Consider the following 21,131-nt stretch of genomic DNA (forward strand, 5'->3'; position numbering starts at 1 on the left):
CCTAGCGCGCTTCTCTCGCAGGAGCGATGAGAGCATACTCGTGTTGATTGTTTGTTAGCGCAGGGCGGCGAGGATTGCGGCGAGCTGCGGGCCGCGGTCAGGAGAAAGATAGTATTCTCCGTCGGTCATCTCGACCCACCCTGCACTGCTCAACGCTTTCATGTGGTGATAGACCTGGCCAGTGGTGCCTGTCGAGAGCGCTTCGACCAACTCGCGCACGCTCATCGCGCGCTCGGCCGTGAGTTGGAGAATTTCGAGACGGATCGGATGCGCCAGCGCGTTCAGATCCTGTGAAACCTTCGTCGCGTCGAGCGCACGGAACGCCGTCGCGATTGCGCTACCTGCCGCGCTTGCGTGTGCAACGTGAGGCAACGGCTCGTGGGATGCGGGAAAGACGTCGAGTGGGTTGCGTTCGCGATTCATACCCGCCGTCGCTGAATTCGAAACCTGGGCCTGCAAGTCCTTGAACTCTTCACGCATCGCATCGAGGAGAACGGACTGGTTCTCCAACATGGTGATCGCAGTAGCTACTGGGAGTTGAAGTGAATCAACTACGAGTTTGGCGACTTCGGCCCGCGTGCTCTGCAACTGTGTCGAGTCCACACAGTCAAAGGCACGCGGGTAGTCGAAGTCGTTCACGAGTTCTCACCTGCAGACGAGTCACTAGCCGATGTCTGCGAGTTGGCACCAGCATCTTCAGCGCGCAGACGTGGAGTGGAGATGCGCCCGTCGCGCATTCCTTCCTTGTCAGCATAGAAAGCGCGGATGATATCCATATCGGCTGTCATATCGCCGGTTAACGTGATGTGTGGACCCCAACCGTAGGTGCGAGTTTTTGCATCGATAAAGCCCAAAACAACTGGAATATTGGCATCTAGAGCGATGTGGTAGAAGCCTGAGCGCCAATAGGCACGCTCTGAACGTGTACCTTCGGGTGCAATGATCAAGGTGAAGCCATCAGTTTTCTTTGCTTGTTCGACCGCCGCCCCGACCATTCCCTGCGGGTGTGAGCGATCCACTCCCATGCCACCGGCCCACTTAATGAGCGGAGAAATTGGTCCGCGCATGAGTGAGTCTTTGACAAGGAATTTGAAATCGCGTTTCAGATCCCAAAATGCGACAGCCATCAAAATGCCGTCCCAAACAGAGGTGTGCGGAGCGCCAATGACGATCGCTTTTTCCGGCAATGGTTCGTGGACAAATGTCCAACGAGAAACCGCTTGAAATGCTGTGGAAATGAGGTGCTTCACTGAGATCCCTTCGCCTTAGCCTCGCTCTCAACAACTTGCGCAAATACGTCAACCGGATAGCTGCCGTCCACAAACTGTTCTCCCACCAGAATACTGGGAACGAACTCGAAACCAAGTTTGTTGATTCCTAGATCATAGGTGGCTTTGACCTGTGAAGCTACCGTATCGGACTCCATATCTTTGGCGAACTTCTCCAGATCGGGCACTCCAGCTTCCTTCGCAATTCCCTTGAGGAATTGTGGTGTGTAATCCGGACGGTTGCCATCCTTCCATGAGCCGAAGATCGCATCATGGAAGGGGAGGTATTTCCCTTGCTTGCCAGCTGCAATTGCTGCCTTCGCGGCCAGAGTCGACTGATCGCCAAGGATCGGCAGCTCAGAAAACTCGATGCGGAGAGTGCCGTTATCAACATACTTTTGCAGCGCAGGGATCTTTTCGTGCGCAAACGACATGCAATGAGGGCAGCGGTAATCCGAGTACACGCTCATCACCACCGGGGCATCAACTTTTCCGACAGCCATCGGATCGCCCTCTTGCCGGCGCTGCTGGGAGGCAATGAGTTTCTTGGCTTTGTCGCTCTGTTCGACGGGCTTGAACTGCCCAGCTCCAGTTTCTTCCGTCACTGGTGCCGACGCCGAGGCGCTTGTAGCCTGTGGAGCCGGCGTGGACGAACCTGTCTTCCACAGCAGCATTGTCAGCACCAGAGCAACGACAACGACAGTGACAACACAGACCAGCGCAATCACGAGACTGCGGTGACTCTTCGTCGACGGCTGATCGCGTGAGGGGGGTGGAGTGGGAGCGCTGCTGTGAGCGAGAGCATCGTCTTCGAGTTCGCGTGCAGGCGGGAAGGTGTTCTGGTTGGGCTCGGACATTGTTCCTCCTTGGATATGTGAAACAATTTAACCACGTCGATACATCAATAAATTCAGGACCACTGTCGTTTGGGATGTGTCAGTCCTGCTAGCCTAGTGGCGTGAAGTTCTTTGTTCCTCTTGCTCTGACGACGGCTACCCTCGCAGTGCTTGCCGGTTGTTCGCCTGTCGTTAAGCCAGCTCCGGCACCGTCGTCGGCGTCTTCAAGTGCAACTGTCCACGCACGCAACCCCTACCAAGGTGGTGCCGAGGAGGCGTGGAGTGCGGAGCTAGCCGACGAGCCTGAATCGGTCACATACGATTCCGAAACAAAAACTTTAGTGGTGCTCTCGAACCATCATTCGTCACGCCGACTGACCGGCTACACTGTCACTGGTAAAAACGCAGCTCTTCCCACGTGGCACTACTACCTTCCTCCTGGGGCGACCCTCACCGCGCTCGACGCTGGAGCAGGTTCGGTTTACCTCACGATTGGTCCTGCCGACGTCGGCGGCAAAGTTGCAGAAAAACTCGATAGCGATCGCCGAGAGTCACGTGCGGCACGCTCAGATCTTGTGATTCTTTCAGCTCGGACGGGAACTGCAAGTTTTACCTGGTCAACGGATAGTTCTTTGAGTGGGGATATTCCGCAGATTGTCGGTGCGTTTGGTCAGAGCCTCGGGGTGGTGAATATTGGCCGTAGTTCGTCAGTCGTCGCTATGCTCGGCGCAAACGGAGCTGTCCAGAACCAACAGCGAACATATTTTCCACCCAGCCGTACGAGCGAGCCTCAGGTAAGTCCAGGGCTTGTCCGGTTGCAAACGAATAAGAATGGTAACGGCGAGTATATCCAGTTTCCATCGCTTGCGTATGCGCAGGGGAACGCGTGCTGGACGGCAACTGACGGTGTTGTCTGTCTGGCTGCTGAGGGGACGCTCAGCTCAGATGCGAGACAGACAACTCTTGGTGGACAGCAGTCATCGACACCTAAAGCCGAACAATCAGCGAATGCAATGAACCATCACACTGATGGTTCCGGTGGTTCCGGCATCGTCGTTGTTGAATGGAACTCGAATGGTCACGCCGTGTCGATCACTCCTGCGTCTAGCTCAAGTGCCGCTTTTTCGTATGCGCTTGCGGGGGTGAATGCGGATGTCAGCAGTCGCGAGTTGCGACAGGCTCTTCTTGAAAACGTCGAGGCGACGACGCAAGGGGAACCAGCACTCCTCCATGATGGGCACTGGATCAGTCAATCACAGTGGAAAATCAGCGGTGAACCTGTGGCACTCGGAGCACCTTTTGTCCAGGCAGGGGCGAATATTGTGGATGTGACAAGCGCAAAGACCGTGAATAAGCCGGGCACGCAAGGATTCATCGGCGCCGGCTCAACACACACAATGTTCTTCCAATGGGACGGTAAGAAACTGACGTATCTCCGTCCCTTGGGGTGATCGCTCAAGGTATCCCCCTGACGGGAGAGACCTTTATGCCTTCGATTTCCCGGCTGCTCCAGCCACCCTGCGCAAAATGGCAATACGCTCGGGAACGGTGTAACGCCCATCGAGGGTGAGTTTCGCTCCCAGATAGTTCACTTTCGCGCTACGGGCAGTTTCGGCGGCTGTTGCCACGAGGGTGCTCGTCATGATCGAACTGGGTTCGTCGTGCTGAAGGGCTACATGCGAATCGGTCCAGGCCGGTCCGTAATCTCCGTCGACGTTGTGCGCACCGGAGAAAATGACTCCTGCCAGCTTTCCGCTTAGCGCAGCAGTCTTGATATGTTCCAGTGGCGTCTGTGTGTCTCGGCCTTCGATCGCGCTCCGTCCCCAGTTTAAGGAGATGAAGGTGCGTTCAGCTCCCGCGTCGGCAATAGCGCCGATCTCGTCCTCAAGTGAGAGGAAACCCTTCTGCGGAGCCTGATCCGGGATAAATGCATCTTGATGCTCGATGACGAACTTTGCGCCATCCGCATCCCACTGTTCAATCGTGGACAGTGAGCGAACGAGTGCCTCGCGCTCGGCTGTTGCCGTGGGGGCTGTGTGCAGTGCAATCCACGAAAAGACTTGGCGTCCGACGGCGTCGTTGACTGCTTTAACTTGGTTGATTCCGTCGATCAGGAACTCGAGTGCAGCTGCACGACCCGCTTCATCGGGAGAAGCGATACCGAATGCGGGGTTCTTCGCTAAATTTCCCATTGTTCCCGGGATCGGCGTGAGGACATTCATCGTGAACGATGGTGCGATCTGGTGAGCGAACCATGGTAAATCATCAGTGATGGTTTGACGAAGCGGGATTTCGAGTCCGTTAACCCATTGGGCATCCGCAAGTGAGGCGTAAAACTCTTCCTGCTGTTCTCGCTCTGCGGGTAACGCGGCGTAAGCGCCGACCACGAACGGTATTGCCATGAGTATGCTCCTTCTCTTGCGGACTCTGCACCTCCCTACATTACGCGGAGCGTGGTACCCCGCGCCACGTCCGTCAGCTGTGTGAATCTTGTGTATTCCGACGTCGCTGTGCTCGGCGGCTCGTTGTGGCTCAATATTTGCTGACCTCGTGGCTCTGTGAGGAAATTGTCAGAATAGTGAGGGTGAAGATCTCCTGAGCTGGTGAGGCGACCAGCTCAGCCACCTGACGGTAGAATGCCCGGTATGGATCAGCTTGGAGTATCTGCAATTCATCCCACCGCCCCTGAGGTTCTATCGGTGTTTTCCCTGTTCACAGCTCCTATTGATGTGGAAAAGGCTGTTAGCGGCCTCAAGGAACTGTGGAACATCGACGTGCACGGATCGTGGGTCGGTGCTGATGGCGCGCCCGCAACTGCCGGAAAAGACGCAATTTTTCACTTTGTGTGGCAGGGTGTGCAGGTCCTCCTCACTCCAGTGTCTGGTGCAGTAGATGTTGAAAAGGGAACGCTTCCTGAACACAACTTCCATGTGGCAATGACATTCTATGCGCCTCTCGATGCTGCTCCCGAAGGCGAGCTTGCAGGAGAAACAGCAGACGACGCCCAACTTCCCGAACTCAAACGGCGTGGACGAATGGTCTCAGCAAATATTGTCATGACTCAACTCGCTGATGCCCTGATGCGCGAAGATGCCGCAGTGGGTGTATTCCGGCCGGAGCTTGGAGCATTGCATCCAGCGCCAATGATCATCGAACTCTCCCAATCGCTGACACAGGGCGAAGTCCCCCTGCCGTTGTGGGTCTCAGTGCGTGTTGCAGGCGAAGATCTTCATCGAGCGCGGACACTTGGTTTGCCGATTTTCGGCCATCTCGACGTGGAAGTGCTCGATTCCGCGCACACGGTGCAAGACCTCTTTTCCTTGGTCGGTGGAGTAGCGAACTACATCGTCACGGGAGGAGCATTCCTTCTGCCTGGCCAAACTTTGGGGTGGGCAGGTGCAGATCTGCCTCTGACACAAGCACAATCTGCCGCAGGCGACCCAGTGATCCGCGTTGCCTACTAATATCCAGACGCACCGCTACCTATCACACGCAGAAAGAGAAAAATGTTCGAGATAAAGGCTCAGCTTGACGGCACGATTGGCCGCACTGGCGTGATTTCCACACCACACGGTCAGATTTCAACACCAGCGTTTATTCCTGTGGGAACGAAAGCCACGGTGAAGGGGGTTCTTCCTGAAGCAGTGGCGCAAGTGGGTGGACAGGCCGTGCTCTCGAATGCTTACCATCTCTACCTTCAACCGGGTTCAGACATCGTTGATGAAGCGGGTGGCTTGGGAAAGTTTATGAACTGGGCAGGTCCAACCTACACCGACTCCGGTGGCTTCCAGGTGATGAGCCTTGGCAGTGGTTTTAAGAAGGTTCTATCGGAAGAATTTTCTGGAAAGAAAGTTGCTGACGACGCCGTCGCCCCGAACAAGGAGCGTCTAGCGAACGTTGACGACGACGGCGTCTGGTTCCGTTCGCATATTAACGGTGATCTTCACCGATTCACTCCTGAAATTTCGATGCGTATTCAACATGAGCTTGGTGCAGACATTATTTTCGCGTTTGATGAGCTCACTACCCTGATGAACTCGCGCTCCTACCAAGAAGAGTCGTTGGAACGCACACGATTGTGGGCGCAACGTTGCCTCGTTGCCCACAAGCAACTCACTCAAGAGCGCGCGGACAAGCCCTATCAACAACTGTGGGGTGTGATCCAAGGTGCTCAATATGAAGATCTGCGGCGTAAAGCGGCACAAGATCTGGGCGCAATGGATATTGATGGGCAGCGTTTTGACGGCTTCGGCGTCGGCGGTGCATTGGAAAAGGAAAACTTAGGTCGTATTGTCCGGTGGGTGTGTGAAGAACTTCCCGACGATCGAGCCCGCCATTTACTGGGGATCTCTGAGCCTGACGACTTCTTCAACGCTGTCGAGGCTGGAGCTGACACTTTCGACTGTGTGAATCCGTCGCGTGTTGCTCGAAACGGAGCGATTTATTCGCCATCAGGGCGCTTTAATATTACGCGAGCCCAATTCAAACGCGACTTTTCACCCTTGGTTGATGGATGTGAATGCTACACGTGTACCCACTACACGAAGGCTTACATCCACCATTTGTTTAAAGCGAAGGAAATGTTGGTCAATACCTTGACGACGATCCACAACGAGTACTTCACCGTGCGCCTTGTCGATCAGATCCGATCCTCCATGGAAGACGGATCCTACTGGGACTTTAAGGACGAGTTCCTGGGCGGTTTTTACGGCAAATAAAGGTTCGCGCTACCCCGCCGACGTCGGCGGCTGGCGGCGCCCTTAGAAGGCGCTCTTGCCTGCCGCGTCGGCCATCGCCTTGAGAATATCATCCGGTGGGAAACTCGTTTTTTCCCAGCGTGCTGGCCAGAGGTTATCGACGCTGTGCAAGCCTTCAGGCCACAAGTCGCGTACCACATGAGTAGGAATGGAGACGCGCACCGCAGGGGTTTCATCCCAGGGCATCGGACCGCGCTCGCGGACAAATGTGATGTAGTCAGTGTGTGGAAGTGACCCGGGACCGGAGTTGGCATCCCATACTGCTTCACTGACCGTATGTCCTCCGCGGAGCGTACGCACGTGGAAGTCGACAAGTTCTCCGAGTTCGCCCCAAGCACGCATTGCTCGTACCTGACCCGCATAAATGCGCGAACGGAAATATCCGCGCAAGTCAGCAAGAACATCCGCCACTTGTGATCCGGGCAATGGCACCCATTCGCGCCATCCGTCCGCTGCCACGGTGTGTGGCAGCGGATAGAGACAATCAGGTGATTCGCGCTGGTCAAAAAGGAGCTGGAAAAATGCGGCAAGATTCGGATCGTCAGCGAACACAATGTAAAGCTTTGTACGAGAGGCCGGTACGAACAACGGCACATCGCCAGGGCGTTCAGTTGAGAGTCGTTCGGCAACTTCTTGCATCATGTCTAGGTCACTGAACCACGACACCTCATAGTTCAGCGGTGTCATAAAGGCCAGAACTTGTGCCCCCACGACGTCGGTGACCGCAATCTCTACTGCTTGGTTGTGTGCCCCTGAGAGATTCCGCAGGGAGACAACCGATTCAGCCAGGATTTCTCCGATGGGACGATGATCATCTTCAAGTCCGGAGTAATACACCGGGTGGACGGAGTTTGGAAGATCGTAGGCTAAACCAACCGCGAGGAATTCAGTCAGCGGCACGTGCACCAGCGGGTCGGCTTGCGTGGATGGATTAATGAAATAGTCAGCTGCCCTCACAATCGGAACGATGGGAGTCGACGCCGTAATTTTGTCTGGCTCATCTGCCGACGCCGGAGTGTCGTTGTCGTGGAAGGTGCTGGGATGGGCGAGATGCTCGCGCGACGCGCCGAAGCCGAGAGAAGTACCAGACGCGGGTGAGGTGTCAGGTTCGTGAGGGGCACGATCGAGGTCTTCTTCGGCAATTTCAGGTTCCTTTGCTTGGGAGATCCCGATGTCAATCAAGCGTACGAGGAGGGCTTCTCGAACCGATTCGTCGGCGTCCGGCCTGATCATTGCGGAGGGCCGGAATCGAAAGGCACGCCCGTCGGCAAGCAAGACATCGAGCCACTGTCCGTGTGAGGACACGAGCGCGCCGTTGAGAGCGGGGTGGCGAGTAGCAATATCGAGAGCCCATTGCATGAATTCCATGCGTCTATTGTCTCATGCCTGAGCCGATGCAGTCGTTCATCTACGCTCATTTCTGGCTAAAATACGATACGTATGCACAACACCACGGATTCTACGTATGTTTATTAAACGTCAAGTACAAAAACAAATTGCGTCACTTGTTGCAGGTGGCGCTCTTTTGGCAGCCTGGGTTACTGCAGCCGTGTGGCATGGCGGAATTCCAGTTCAACACGTTGATTTGACCGATTCTGGCGTGTGGGTCACGAATACTCGCAGTCACATCGTTGGTCATGTGAACTACCCGTCGATGACGTTAGATGCCCAACTTCGCACCCCCTCAGGTGCGTTTGACGTGGCACAGCAAGGTGATGAGGTACTGTTCCACGATCTCAACGCCCGCTCGATCGCGATGGTTGATCCCGCGTCATCAACCTTCGGAAAATCAACGTCATTATCTCAGGCAAGCGTCTCCACACTCGGTGGAGGTTACGTATCCTCCTATGATCCGACGTCAGGAACTGTGTGGAAAACAGAGGTGGACAAAGCCGCACGTCTGGGAACACATGACACTGTCGTAGCGACGTCGTTGCCTCACGGAGATGTGGTTCTCACCGATACTGGAGCTCTCCACGGAGCGTCACCGATCACTCGCAAATGGATTGCCGGCGATCAGCACAATGTCCTGCCGAACGACATCCGATATGACCACACCCTTCAGGTCAGTGCCGTGGGAGATCACTCGCTAGTCTTAGATACGACGTCGGGAATGCTCTATATCGATGGAGCGAAACGTCAGGCGCATATCAGCGGCGAGAATCTTGCTCTCCAGCTTCCTGGGCCACAAGCAGATTTTGCCCTGATCGCCAGCGATAAAGAACTGATTGAAGTGAACCTTCAGACAGCGCGTATTGAAACGTATCCGGCGAAAATCTCTGGCCGTGAGAGCCGATCGGGCTATCCCACCCGTCCCGTTTTTCATCAGGGATGCGCCTACAGTGCGTGGTCAGGTACGGGCGTCTACATGCGTGAATGTCCCGGCCGCCAGGACGACCAAGTGAAGCAAAACGATTCGTTGCGTGATTCACGAGCCGCTGTATTCCGCACCAACCGTGATGCCATTGTCCTCAATGACACAGCAAGCGGGCGTGTGTGGCTACCAGATAAAAACATGCAGATTGTTGATGACTGGGACACAACGCTCACTGACGACAACACTCCGGAAAAGACCGACCAACGTTCTCATTCGCAGTTGAATGAGCCAGCTAATCCTCAGACAAGCACGCACAACCGCGTGCCATTGGTCGAGCCCGATGCCTTTGGTGTGCGTGCCGGCCAGGTCACTACATTGCCTGTCCTTCTCAACGATTCAGATCCCGACGGCGATGTTCTGACAGTGTCTCTTCTTAAAGAACCGAGTTTCGGACAAGTCGTTCCCATCCGCGCGGGGCGAGCCTTCCAGATCGACACTCCGGCTTCGGCGTCGGGAAGGACAACTTTTACCTACGAAGTCAACGACGGGCGAGGGGGACGTGCGCAGGCCACCGTAGCAATCACCGTTCACCCGACGGAACAGAATCTTCCGCCACGTCAAGTTGTCGCAGCGTTGACGCATCTAGCCCCTGAAGGTCGTACCAGTACGCAAGTGCTTGATGACTGGATCGATCCTGACGGAGATCCGATCTACTTAGCGAACGTGGGTGAGGCGGATAAGCTCAACATTACGTGGAATCGCACCGGTTCAGTTGAACTGGCGAACGTTGGCCATGCGGCAGGCACAGTATCTGTGCCCATTGCCGTTTCGGACGGATCGCTGACGGGTGATGGGGTGCTTACGGTTCAGGTGGCCTCTGGCGAAGTCACCCCGACGGCGAATGCCGATTCCGTCTTATTACCCCTGGGAAACTCGACCGTCTTCTCGCCGTTAGCCAACGACGTCGACCCTAATGGTGACCCACTCCGACTCGTGTCACTGGGAGAGATTCCCCAAGGGATTGTCGCCAATATGGATCCTACCAGCGGAAATGTCAGCCTTGAAGCATCGAGTGTAGGGACGTTTTACTTCACCTATTCGATAACTGACGGAAAGAATTCTGCAGTAGGCAGGGTACGTGTTGATGTTACTGACGCCCACCAGGACGGTGTTCCGATCCCAGAAACTGACCTCGCAGTAATAGGCAATAAGCCAGCCCTGATTGATCCGCTTGCCAATGACTGGGATCCCGGATCAGGTGTATTGACTGTGACGGATGTTCACGCTCCGACAGGCGTGAGCGCGCTCGCGATGGGGCAGCAATACGTTCGCATGAGTGCGGATGCAGGGCTCACGGCTCCAGCTCGCCTGACATACACTGTCTCCAATGGCAAAGCGAGTGCGCAAGGCACGATCGTGGTGATCCCCGGCGGATCGACACGCGATGAAGCACCTATTGCGGTTGATGACGTTCTCACGGTTCGTTCCGGTGATGTGGGAACTGTGGACGTTATCGCAAACGATATCGCCCCCGACGCTTTACAAGTGACGCGTGTCAGCAGTATTCCCGCCGACGCTGGCGAGATCTTTTTCAGTGAACACGAGGTCCGTGTGAAAGCGGGAAAACCTGGGCAGTATGCAATTGCGTATACGGTCACTGATGAGCATGGGCGAAGTGCTCAGGCGCGTGTGAATCTCCGTATTCTTGCCTCGGGACAGAATGCGGCGCCTAATCCTCTTGATCTGGTGGCACGCACACGTGCGGGCGGTCAGGTAACGATCAAAGTACCACTGAATGGAATCGACTCTGATGGAGACTCCGTCCAACTCACATCGATTGATAACTCAGCAAAACTCGGTGTCGCCACAGCTCAGGCGGACGGCACGATCACTTATCGAGCACATGCTGATGCTGCCGGAACTGATGTTTTTACATATCAGGTAACCGATCGCGGGGGTAAGAGCGCGCAAGCACGCGTGAGAGTGGGGATCGCTCCGGCGTCTGACCACAACCAGGCTCCGATTCCGGGACCTGACCGGGTCACCGTGCGTCCGCGAGTGCAGGTAGAAGTTCCGGTGTTGGCGAACGATGTCGATCCGGATTTCGATCCGATTGCGCTCGCTGTCGGAACTGCGCATTCGCACAAGAATGACGTGGCTGTCACGGAGAAAAGCGGTGGGCAGCTCGCCTTCACTGCGCCGGAGAAGCCCGGAATGTACCTTGTCCATTATGATGTTGTGGATTCACGAGGTGGTCGTGCGACGGGTCTCCTGACTGTCATCGTCAATCCGGACGCACCCAAACTTGCTCCGATCCCGGCTGACGATTTCCCTCAGGTGACAGGCACGCCGCAGCAGATCACCGTCGATGTTGTGCGTAACGATCGCGATCCGGACGGAGCAGCATCGCAACTGAAGGTCTCTACGTCGGATCCTGCAGCGCAAGTCCGTGGCCATCGGCTTCTCATCGATCTCTCACCTGCACCTCGCCCAGTGCTTTACACCGTCACCGACGCCGACGGGCTGAGCGGCTCGGCAGTGGTGTGGGTGCCGGGGTTGGACAATCGTTCTTCTGTTCCACATGATGACCAGATTCCTCACCTTATTCGTGGAGCTGTCATCTCCCTTCGTCCAGGGCAAAGCCTGACATCGGATATCAATGCTTACATTGATCCAGATGTGACGATCGATGGGCAGGTTACTCCCGGAACAGGAATAACTGCCCGAGGCCACGGAAAGAACCTCACTATCGTTGCATCAAAAGACGGCACGCGAAATACCTCTGTCAGCGTGGGGGTGGTGAGTGCGTCGGGTAAACGCGCCACGATTTCGATCCCCGTCACTATTCGCGATGATAACCATGCTCCGGTTGTTGGCGATGCGGCTGTGCAGATTGTCTCTGGCGGTGAGGGGATGTCGTTGGACTTGGGGACGATTGCACACGATCCAGACGCTGATCAGCTGGCCTATACGATCAAATCGGTTCCACCCGGCATCACTGCTCAGCTCACTGGGCACACGTTACGCATCGACGCTCAATCTGGTGTCCGCGCAGGCCGTGCCGGAACGATACGCATTGCTGCCAGCGATGGCAAAGCAGCGACGTCGGGAAACGTGAGCGTGTCGGTTATCGAGCACGCGGCTCCTCGTCTCTCGGTGGGAACGACTGTTCGGCAAGTACGACGCGGACAGAGCGTCACGATCGATATCGGCGCGCTTGTCAGCAATCCGTTTCCTGATCCGCCTCGGATCGTTTCAGCCGACGGCGGTAGGGCAGTGCGCGTGGCAGCATCGGGAACGCGTTTGACGGTCACTCCGACACAGGTGGGTGAGTTTGTGGTTCGATATACGCTCCGCGATGCCACAGGTGATGCGTCACGTGATGTTTCCTCAACCGTGTATCTCGATGCTATTGATGTCCCTGACGCCCCACGCCAAGTGACGGCGGTCCTTCAAGGGCACACGGCTCTCGTATCGTTCGTGCCAGGCGGATTGGGAGGATCCTCGCTCCGGGCGGCGGTGATCACCGATCTCACACAAGGCGATCAAGTCAGATGCACTCCTGGATCTGTGTGCCGTATGCCTGCGAGAACTCGCGGTGTGGCACATCAATTCCAAGTTGTTTTGTACAACGACGTCGGTGCTTCGGCACCAGCAAATTCTCGTCCACTGCAGATTGATTAAGGAAAAACGATGAACGACACAATGAGTGTGCATGACTTCGCGCAAAACTTTGATGCGATTCTCACCAACGTCTCACATGCGTTGATGGGAAAAGAGAACGTCATTCGTCTAGCGCTGACGGCCATGATGGCTCGTGGACATCTGCTGATTGAAGATTCACCAGGAACTGGGAAAACAGCCTTAGCGCGTTCGATAGCGGCATCGATTGAGGCGTCATCGTCACGCATTCAGTTCACTCCCGATCTTTTGCCCTCGGATATTACGGGTGTGACGATGTTTAATCAAAGAACAGGAGAATGGACTTTCCATCCCGGACCGATTTTTGCTCAGGTTGTCCTCGCCGATGAAATTAACCGAGCCTCGCCCAAGACACAGTCCGCATTGTTAGAAGTGATGGAAGAGGGGCATGTCACTGTTGATGGCACTGCGTATCCTGCTCCACAGCCATTTATGGTGATTGCGACCCAAAACCCAATTGAGCAGGCGGGAACGTATCCTTTGCCTGAGGCTCAGTTGGATCGTTTCATGATGAAAATTCAGGTGGGTTTTCCATCGCCCGACGTCGGTGTGGCAGTACTTGCTGGCGCGAACGTGGCTGATCGTGTGGCTGAGTTGACGCCGGTGGTCAATGCTCAAACTGTTAGCGCGATGATTGGAGCCGCAGCAGAAATTCACGCCTCGAATGACATCCTCAAATTTGTGTGGGCACTTGCGCAAGCTACTCGCGAGGATCCTGAAACTCGACTCGGTGTATCGATACGTGGTGCGTTGGCGATGGTTCGTGTTGCAAAAGTGTGGGCGGGTATTGACGGGCGTGATTACGTGATTCCCGACGATGTTCTGTCACTAGTGAACCACATGTGGAAACATCGTATTGTGCTTGATGCCGACGCTCAATTCTCAGGCGCAACGGCTGAACTGGTGCTTGAGCGCGCGATGACGAAGGTGTCAGCGCCGTGAGAAGACTGACCCCGTTAGGCTGGGGAATGGTACTCGCATCACTCTTTGGGTGGAGCGTAGGGATCGCCTTGGGTTGGGTTGAACTCATAGGCATGGGGATATTTACCATCGTGCTCGTGGCATTTGGTGGGATCGCTTCTTTTGGGAAGAACACATTAGACGCCAGACTTGTGCTAACAACGACACGCGTAATTGTTGGCAAAAGTGGTGTGGGTGTGGTCAAAGTGCGCAATATGAGTTCGCGTACTTCGCGTGCAACGTGGCTTGAACTTCCCGTTGGAAAGAACGTGATCATCTGTGCTGTCCCTCGTCTCGATCCCGGGGCTGAGCATGAACAGATTTTTACGATTCCCACCAAGCGTCGAGGAATGGTCACGATCGGTCCAGTGAGTTCCGTACGGAGCGATCCTTTGGGATTGGTTCATGCATGTGAACTGCTATCGGACAAAGAAACATTTTTTGTCCATCCCCTACGCGTGCCATTAAATGTTCACGCTCTGGGGTTCTTGCACGATGTTGAGGGACGATCAAGCGGTGAAATGACGAGTTCAGACGTGTCATTCCGTGCATTGCGCCCTTATGTTCGAGGAGATGCACAGCGGGCTATCCATTGGAAAACTAGTGCGCACATTGGGCAACTGATGGTTCGTCAATTTGATGACACTCGACGATCCCATATGCTCATTGTGCTTGATTCTGATCTTCGCCACTGGACTGATGCAGATGAGTTTGAACTTGGAGTTTCGCTTGCGGCATCCATTGCGGCGGCGGAACTGAGTGAGAGCCGGCTCGTCAAAATTGTGTGGGCTGGACAGATCCTTGCTGATTCCACGCCCGTGGACTTGATGGATTCGTTGGCGGTGATCCAGCCGCGCTTAGAATCCTCATTGGAGGATGACGTCGCTACTGCGGTTTCCTGCTTGCCCTCGGTGTCCATTTGTATGCTGGTGACCTCGACGGAAGTTTCGCGCGAGGAGCTTCGGCGCACGCTCAGTGTACTTCCCCACTCTGTGCGCTCGATTGTGGTTCGTGCAGGGAAAGAGACTGCACTATCGCAGCTTGATCGCATGTGCGTGCTCACCATTGCTCAGTTGGCAGATGCGCCACTGGCCTTTGCGAAAGCGGTGAAATGAAACCAAAACCGCGTAATGTTCAAAATGCGCTGATCGTGATTTTTCTCCTAGGCCTGGCATCTGTGTTTCACGCGGACGTGTTCGGTGATTACTCGGGATTCATCGCCGCTTTTGGGGGTGCTGCTGTTGGCTCACTTGCTGCATGGATTTCCTACCTTTTGGGTGCGGGTGTCTTCCCGCCCCTGATGTTTGCTGTTGCAGGATATTTCCTCTTCGGCACTGTCTATGCTGTACCACAGCTCGGTGTGGGAGCAGTGATCCCGACTCCGCTCTCACTCAAAACGCTTGCTGTCGAGGCGGTGACCTCTTGGAAAGATTTACTCACTCTGGTTCCCCCGGCATCACATTATGTGGGGCCGAGTGTTCTCCCCTACGTGGTGGGCGTGATCGCGGGTCTCGGCGCGATTTCTGCGACTCTGCGCTACCATCACAGCGAATGGGCACTCCTTCCCATCTCGGCACACGCACTGATCGGGATGGGGTTCGGTGTCCGAGCCGGAGACCACCCGTGGGTTGGGGCGCTCGGAGGTGGCATTTCCGTCATATGGGTCACGTATCTTTCTTTCCGACGCCGTGTTTTAGCCGGAGAGACCACCGTCGGGGATCCGTCCGCATTGATACACAGAGCAGCTACCGGTGGACTGGCGATGATCTGTTGTGCTCTTGCCATCGCACTGGGAACTGCTCCATTGTTCACCGGGCCGCGAATCGTTGCGCGCCAGTACGTCAACGCCCGCATTGATGCCCGCGATGTTCCCACACCGTTGGCGCAATTTCGTTCCTATGTTGACACCAAGAAAGATGATGTCATGTTCACGGTGACAGGGCTGCGTCCAGGGTCACGGCTACGTCTGGCTGCTTTGAATCATTACGACGGAATCATTTACTCGATTGGTAGTCCAAACAGTGGACAGGGATTTTCGCACCCACGACGTCCAATTTCTGTTGCTCCTGTGGGAGCAGAGGAGGAAAAACTCACTCTTGATATTGACAATTATCGTGGTGTGTGGGTGCCGATGAGCGGTGAACTGACCGACATTACTTTTCATGGCCCGAATGCCCACCATCTCGATGCGTCACTGGCGTACTGGAAGCACGGACGCACCGCCGTCGCGATGGAAGGACTGGCGAAGGGTGATCGGATCGTGACGACTCAAATAGTTCACCCAGCGACGTCGGACAAAGTGCTAGCCGGACAGAAAGTTGCAGCTATTGATCTGCCGAAACTGACAGCAGTTCCGGAAAAAGTTGAGGCATTCGCGCGCCAGATTGCGGGAAATGCGAAAGACCCTATCACAGCTGCGCGAACCATCGAAAAGTACCTCCATGAAAGCTACTATTCCGATCCGAAGAGTCCCCGGCTTGGCCGTCCCGGGCACCGAGCGTCAAGAATTGCCGATATGCTCAATGCGCCCCAATTAGTGGGCGACGATGAGCAGTATTCCGTTCTCATGGCGTTGATGTCACGGTCTCTTGGGCTACCTGCGCGTGTGGTAGTGGGATTTTACCCGGAGAAAAATTCTGGTGGCACGCTAGAGATCCGGGGAGCAGATGCTCACGCCTGGGTTGAGATCGCTTTCGCAGAGTCGGGTTGGGTGCCTTTCGATCCGACACCCGATCGTGACCAAATCTTCAATACTGCATTGCCCAAGGCCGACCCAGATCCAGCTCCGCGAGTCCTACAGCCTCCGTCCGCTCAAAAAGATCCCGCCCAATTTCAGCCTGAAGTTGCAGACCCGATTGATCCTGATCAGCATCAGGTGTCAGCCTGGTGGGGGTGGACAGTAATGGCATCAGGATGTGGCATCATCGTGTTGCTCAGCCCGTTTGCTGTCATTCTTCTCGGCAAGTGGCACTGGAGGCGTACCCTACGAACGAGGGGCGATGTGGCCGGGCAGATCCGCGGAGCATGGGAAGACATCGTGTCCAGCGCCCACGATGCCGGATACTCTGTGAGCACGGGAACCCGGCGTGAACTCGCGTGTCAGTTGCAGGACGCGACGAGTAAAGGCGAGGCGAACACGTTCGAGTCCTTGGCGCGAGTTGCCGATGAGGCAGCGTTTTCTGACCATGTGTTTGACGCCGAACAGTCGAACGAGGCATGGGCACTCAATATCCGTGCTCACCAACAGCTGGCAGAAAATTCACCGCGCAGCAAAATCCGTCGAGCCTTGTCCTTGGCCGGCTGGAAGAACCGGAGGACAACATGATTCAGACAGTTCACGGTGTCGCATCTGATCGAGGAGTACGTGAGGAAAACGAAGATTGCGCGCTCGTGCAGTGGCCAGTTTTCGCAGTCGCCGACGGCGTCGGCGGACATTCGAGTGGGGCTGCAGCCTCGGCTGCCGTGGTTAATGCCCTTGGTCAGGTGGGCACGGTGCGGGCAGTAACCGATATTGATAATGCGTTGAGCGCTGCACGCGCCGACGTCGAACACCTTGAACATCGGGGAAAGGCGCCCGGATCCACCGTGTCGGGCGTTGTCTTTATCGAGGCTCATCCACCACGCGCTCTCATCTTTAACGTGGGGGATTCACGCACATATATTTCCCGGTCGCGTCACCTTCTTCAGATCACGAAAGATCACTCCTTTGTCCAAGAGCTTGTGGATGAAGGGGTGCTCAGTGAGGATGAGGCACGAAGCTCACACCAACGCAATATCATCACTCGAGCCCTTGGTGCAGGCTCACCCGATCGTCGTGTGGATTACTTTGAAGTTGAGCTCGCCGCGGGAGACCGATTCCTTGCGTGTACCGACGGTGTCTGCGCTACGCTCACGCCGCAACAAATATCGGATGTACTCAATGTGGGTTTAGATCCTCAAGCTACAGCGTCCGCTCTGGTGCAAACAGCACTCGAAGAAGGGACAAGTGACAATGCTTCCGCTGTGGTAGTAGACGTCATCAGTACGTGTGGTGTGGACAAGAACTCAATGCCGGGAAAGGTAGCAGATTGATGCGCGGTTACTGGTATCAAGGAGAGGCGCTGGCCGCAATTTCTCCCACAGGTGCGCTGTTGATTCAGACTCAGGACGACATCAGCGAGTTTTACCGGGCACTGGCGATGGGGGTGAGTTTCGATCAAATTCTCGAGCTAATCCGGCGATCCTGGAACACTGTGTCGATGCCCGAGTTTTGCCTCGTCGTTCATCAGGGTGACGAGGTGCGGGTAGCGATTCGCGGAAAGATACCAGTGAGGTATGCGGGTGAAGAAATTTGTCCGGTACATCATCTCGACTTATGGAAGGAAAGTCGACACCCCATTGGCGAATTCCGCCTCGGTGTTCACGCAGGTACTGGCTACCCATTCAGATCGGGGGTTGTCAGAGCACAGGGCATCGATATTGATTTCACGCTCAGGCCATCTCCTCGCACTGGCGATGATTGTCTCGCATTAACTCTCGATCATGAGGCGATTGGCGATCTTTATCGCGAAATGGATGCGCAATCGCTTCAGGAGGTAGCCTCCCAACGCCCTCACGTGGCTTTGCCTGAACCTCCGCTGTCAGTGCGTTCCGTAGCATCAGCTCAGACATCTCGAATGCACAAAATTCATGGCGGACAAGTGCTTGCCGCTCGCTGCCTCTTGGGTCATCCAAACTCGCCGACGTCGGTGTCTTGCCGGATCTGCGGAGCCAACGTCGGCGAAGCAACGCAGTGGATCGATCCGCCCGTACTCGGATATCTCCTGACAAACACAGGTGCGAAGATTGGTATTGAGCGTGATGTGGTGATTGGGAGAGACCCAGCTCGCAAGGACGGACAATGCCCGAAACTTCTCAAAGTCCCCAGTCCCAATAAACAGGTCTCGCGTACTCATGCCGCCGTGATTGTTGCGGGCTGGACTTTGCGTGTCATCGATCTTGAAAGTGGAAATGGCACGTACCTATTACGTCAAGGCGCTGAGCCTCTTCGTATCTCCACTACCACGGCCACACGTCTGTTCGACGGCGATGTTCTTGATCTTGGGGACGGAGTGAGGATCGAGGTAATGGAGCAATGAGGAAACCAGCGTCCGCACCGGTGATTGAGGGTGCCACCTACATTGACTATATTGCTTCAGGCGGATTTGCCGACGTCTATCTCTACGAGCAATCGACACCCAAACGACAGGTCGCGGTGAAAGTTACTCAGCGCGGTCTTGATCCTGAACGTCAAGAAGCATTCCGCCGCGAAGCTGATATTCAGGCACGAGTGAGCGGGCACCCTCATATTGCGAATGTTTTTGGAGCAGGTGAAACCCGTGACGGCAGACTGTACCTCATGATGGAATACTGTCCTGCACCGTCGCTGGCGAAACGTGTTGCAGAAAAACCATTATCGATTGCGAAAGCGCTCGAACTGGGGATTCAGCTTGCTACTGCAGTTGATGCGATGCATCGCGCTGGGGTCGTTCACCGAGACATTAAACCTGCAAACATTCTCTACACTGCATACGGCGCCCCTGTTTTGACTGATTTTGGGATCGCTTACGCCACTGATGAGCCTGTAACGCCCGCTATTGGATTTTCAGCTCCGTGGGCTCCACCTGAACAGGCTCTAGGCGAAGAAGCAGTTGGTCCGAGTGCAGATATCTATTCGCTTGCTGCGACGATCTACACAGCTCTCATCGGCCACGCACCCTTTACTTTGCCCGGTGGCGATAACCGCGAAGTGACCACTATTACTCGAGTGCTCAATGCGCCAGTTCCCTCACTGGGCGATGCGTTTCCTGCAGAACTTGATCGTGCCTTGGCGACGGCGATGGCGAAAGACCCCGGATCACGTTTTGAATCTGCACTCGACTTTGCCTACGCATTAGCAGCGATTCAAGAAAAAGTCGGTGAGCATGTCACTGCCATCGACGTTCCCAGCTATGTGCGCGACGGTGACAAAACAGCTGGCACTATCCTCGACGAGGACGCGACACGTGCCGCCGTGCGCCGCATCGACTTCGGTCCAGCCACAACACCACTGCCGATGACTGTTAGACAGGCTGGAGCCGTGAAGAAACGTCTGAGCGCACGCCCGCTGACGGCGAAAGAGCGTCGTCGTCAACGTCGGACAGGTATTGCGCTCATGTTCTGCGTCGGTGTGGTGTCAATGATCGGTGGTCTTGCACTGGCTACTCACGGTGGCGGTACAGTGGAACCGACTCAAAGCGATTCGTACACAACTGGAGTTGATCCAATCGGACAGTACGTACCGCCAGTGACAGGGCTCAAAGCGCACACTAACGGCACGAAAGTGACATTCACTTGGGATGATGCGCAAGGTTTTTCGTTCATCGTCAAACCTCAAAATGGAGGGAAACTTCTGACGGTCACTGAGCCCTCAGTGGAACTTGACGCCGGTGAGACTGCCACCTGCATCGAAGTTTCAGCGCTGGCTGCCAATGGGCAGGAGTCTGAGCCTACTTCATTGTGTATTGCGCGTTAAGGAGAAAGGAGAGGGATGGAAACGCATAATCATCCATCTTTGGAGATTGACTTTTCCGGCGAATACTACCATGTCATGCCTGGTCAAGTGTTTGTCATTGGACGAGTGGGAGATCTTGCGATCGAGGACAACCCGTTCTTACATCGGCATTTTCTTGAGCTGTCTTACCAGGACGGGATGTGGTGGCTATCCAACGTGGGTTCACGCATTGCAGTCACTGTAGCTGAATCAAGTGGACAGCTACAGTCATGGGTGGGGCCAGGGACGCGACTGCCATTGGTTGTGCAAAAAATGTCGCTTGTCTTTACGGCAGGACCGACCACTTATGAAATTGACCTGACGATTCCACAATCTGTCTATCAAACAATTCACACAGGGACTGACGACGTCGGCCAAACTACCGTTGGACAAGTGATCCTCACTCCGTCTCAGAAGCTGCTGATCGTTGCGCTCGCAGAGCCGTGGCTGACTCGGATCGGAACGGGTTCCTCAGATATCCCCACTTCTGCAGCTGCCGCCGCCAGGTTGGGGTGGACACAGACGAAGTTCAACCGCAAGCTCGATAACGTGTGTGACAAACTCGCAGCGATTGGCGTGCGCGGGTTGAAAAGTGATTCTTCTGGACATGCGATGCACAGGCGCTCGCGGCTTGTCGAGTATGCGGTTGCGTCTCAACTGGTCACGCTCGAAGATGTAGTGTTGCTCGATGCGCGGCAGGAAGTAAACGAGACACATTAGCACGAGAGATGCCCCGGCGTC

General features: G+C 55.3%; 16 protein-coding genes. 11 read left to right on the forward strand and 5 right to left on the reverse strand.

Annotated elements, in window-relative coordinates; all coding sequences use genetic code 11:
• Positions 1–54: 54 nt before the first annotated feature.
• Genes ACTOVJ_RS00895 through ACTOVJ_RS00905 form a run of 3 tightly spaced genes read right to left on the reverse strand, consistent with a single transcriptional unit; the run spans position 55 to position 2,125 of the window.
• Positions 55–639 carry an ArsR/SmtB family transcription factor gene (locus tag ACTOVJ_RS00895; RefSeq protein ID WP_449503784.1) on the reverse strand — a complete coding sequence of 195 codons (585 nt, stop codon included), beginning with the start codon at positions 637–639 and terminating at the stop codon, positions 55–57.
• Positions 636–1,250 carry a 1-acyl-sn-glycerol-3-phosphate acyltransferase gene (locus ACTOVJ_RS00900; protein WP_449503783.1) on the reverse strand — a complete coding sequence of 205 codons (615 nt, stop codon included), beginning with the start codon at positions 1,248–1,250 and terminating at the stop codon, positions 636–638. The genes ACTOVJ_RS00895 and ACTOVJ_RS00900 overlap by 4 nt, the downstream gene beginning before the upstream one ends.
• Complete coding sequence (locus ACTOVJ_RS00905; protein ID WP_449501499.1) at positions 1,247–2,125, reverse strand: DsbA family protein; 879 nt, start codon at positions 2,123–2,125, stop codon at positions 1,247–1,249. The genes ACTOVJ_RS00900 and ACTOVJ_RS00905 overlap by 4 nt, the downstream gene beginning before the upstream one ends.
• 101 nt (positions 2,126–2,226) lie before the next feature.
• On the opposite strand from ACTOVJ_RS00905, the gene ACTOVJ_RS00910 reads away from it, so the two are divergent.
• Complete coding sequence (locus tag ACTOVJ_RS00910; RefSeq protein WP_449503781.1) at positions 2,227–3,555, forward strand: hypothetical protein; 1,329 nt, start codon at positions 2,227–2,229, stop codon at positions 3,553–3,555.
• A gap of 33 nt (positions 3,556–3,588) precedes the next feature.
• Here the strand turns inward: ACTOVJ_RS00910 and ACTOVJ_RS00915 are convergent, their stop codons facing one another.
• On the reverse strand, positions 3,589–4,506 hold the full coding sequence (locus ACTOVJ_RS00915) for a DUF4862 family protein (protein ID WP_449503780.1): 918 nt from the start codon (positions 4,504–4,506) through the stop codon (positions 3,589–3,591).
• A gap of 243 nt (positions 4,507–4,749) precedes the next feature.
• Between ACTOVJ_RS00915 and ACTOVJ_RS00920 the strand changes: the two genes are divergently transcribed.
• Together ACTOVJ_RS00920 and tgt are read left to right on the forward strand one after the other, a co-directional pair.
• Entirely contained in the window at positions 4,750–5,568 is an 819-nt protein-coding gene (locus ACTOVJ_RS00920) for a DUF4261 domain-containing protein (protein WP_449503779.1), read from the forward strand.
• Between the two features lie 42 nt (positions 5,569–5,610).
• Positions 5,611–6,822 (forward strand): tRNA guanosine(34) transglycosylase Tgt, encoded by a 1,212-nt coding sequence (gene tgt / locus ACTOVJ_RS00925; protein WP_449501495.1) that lies wholly within the window; start codon positions 5,611–5,613, stop codon positions 6,820–6,822.
• Between the two features lie 42 nt (positions 6,823–6,864).
• Here the strand turns inward: tgt and ACTOVJ_RS00930 are convergent, their stop codons facing one another.
• Positions 6,865–8,229: a hypothetical protein gene (locus tag ACTOVJ_RS00930; RefSeq protein WP_449502768.1), complete on the reverse strand. Its 1,365-nt coding sequence runs from the start codon at positions 8,227–8,229 to the stop codon at positions 6,865–6,867.
• 97 nt (positions 8,230–8,326) lie between these two features.
• On the opposite strand from ACTOVJ_RS00930, the gene ACTOVJ_RS00935 reads away from it, so the two are divergent.
• The 8 genes from ACTOVJ_RS00935 to ACTOVJ_RS00970 are packed head-to-tail and all read left to right on the forward strand — an operon-like array spanning position 8,327 to position 21,110.
• Positions 8,327–12,862, forward strand: coding sequence for an Ig-like domain-containing protein (locus ACTOVJ_RS00935; protein WP_449504599.1), 4,536 nt, complete (start codon positions 8,327–8,329; stop codon positions 12,860–12,862).
• A 9-nt stretch (positions 12,863–12,871) separates the two neighbouring features.
• Positions 12,872–13,822, forward strand: coding sequence for an AAA family ATPase (locus tag ACTOVJ_RS00940; protein WP_449501492.1), 951 nt, complete (start codon positions 12,872–12,874; stop codon positions 13,820–13,822).
• On the forward strand, positions 13,819–14,955 hold the full coding sequence (locus ACTOVJ_RS00945) for a DUF58 domain-containing protein (RefSeq protein WP_449502765.1): 1,137 nt from the start codon (positions 13,819–13,821) through the stop codon (positions 14,953–14,955). The genes ACTOVJ_RS00940 and ACTOVJ_RS00945 overlap by 4 nt, the downstream gene beginning before the upstream one ends.
• Positions 14,952–17,165: a transglutaminase-like domain-containing protein gene (locus ACTOVJ_RS00950; RefSeq protein ID WP_449503777.1), complete on the forward strand. Its 2,214-nt coding sequence runs from the start codon at positions 14,952–14,954 to the stop codon at positions 17,163–17,165. Before ACTOVJ_RS00945 ends, ACTOVJ_RS00950 begins: the two co-directional genes overlap by 4 nt.
• Positions 17,162–17,911 (forward strand): PP2C family protein-serine/threonine phosphatase, encoded by a 750-nt coding sequence (locus ACTOVJ_RS00955; protein WP_449503776.1) that lies wholly within the window; start codon positions 17,162–17,164, stop codon positions 17,909–17,911. Before ACTOVJ_RS00950 ends, ACTOVJ_RS00955 begins: the two co-directional genes overlap by 4 nt.
• Positions 17,911–18,957 carry an FHA domain-containing protein gene (locus tag ACTOVJ_RS00960; protein WP_449503775.1) on the forward strand — a complete coding sequence of 349 codons (1,047 nt, stop codon included), beginning with the start codon at positions 17,911–17,913 and terminating at the stop codon, positions 18,955–18,957. The genes ACTOVJ_RS00955 and ACTOVJ_RS00960 overlap by 1 nt, the downstream gene beginning before the upstream one ends.
• Positions 18,954–20,372, forward strand: a complete 1,419-nt coding sequence (locus ACTOVJ_RS00965) for a serine/threonine-protein kinase (protein WP_449503774.1) — start codon at positions 18,954–18,956, stop codon at positions 20,370–20,372. Before ACTOVJ_RS00960 ends, ACTOVJ_RS00965 begins: the two co-directional genes overlap by 4 nt.
• A 15-nt stretch (positions 20,373–20,387) precedes the next feature.
• Positions 20,388–21,110 carry an FHA domain-containing protein gene (locus tag ACTOVJ_RS00970; RefSeq protein ID WP_449501486.1) on the forward strand — a complete coding sequence of 241 codons (723 nt, stop codon included), beginning with the start codon at positions 20,388–20,390 and terminating at the stop codon, positions 21,108–21,110.
• Positions 21,111–21,131 lie beyond the last annotated feature (21 nt).

The sequence above is a fragment of the Arcanobacterium sp. (ex Cirak et al. 2026) genome, assembly GCF_053585065.1.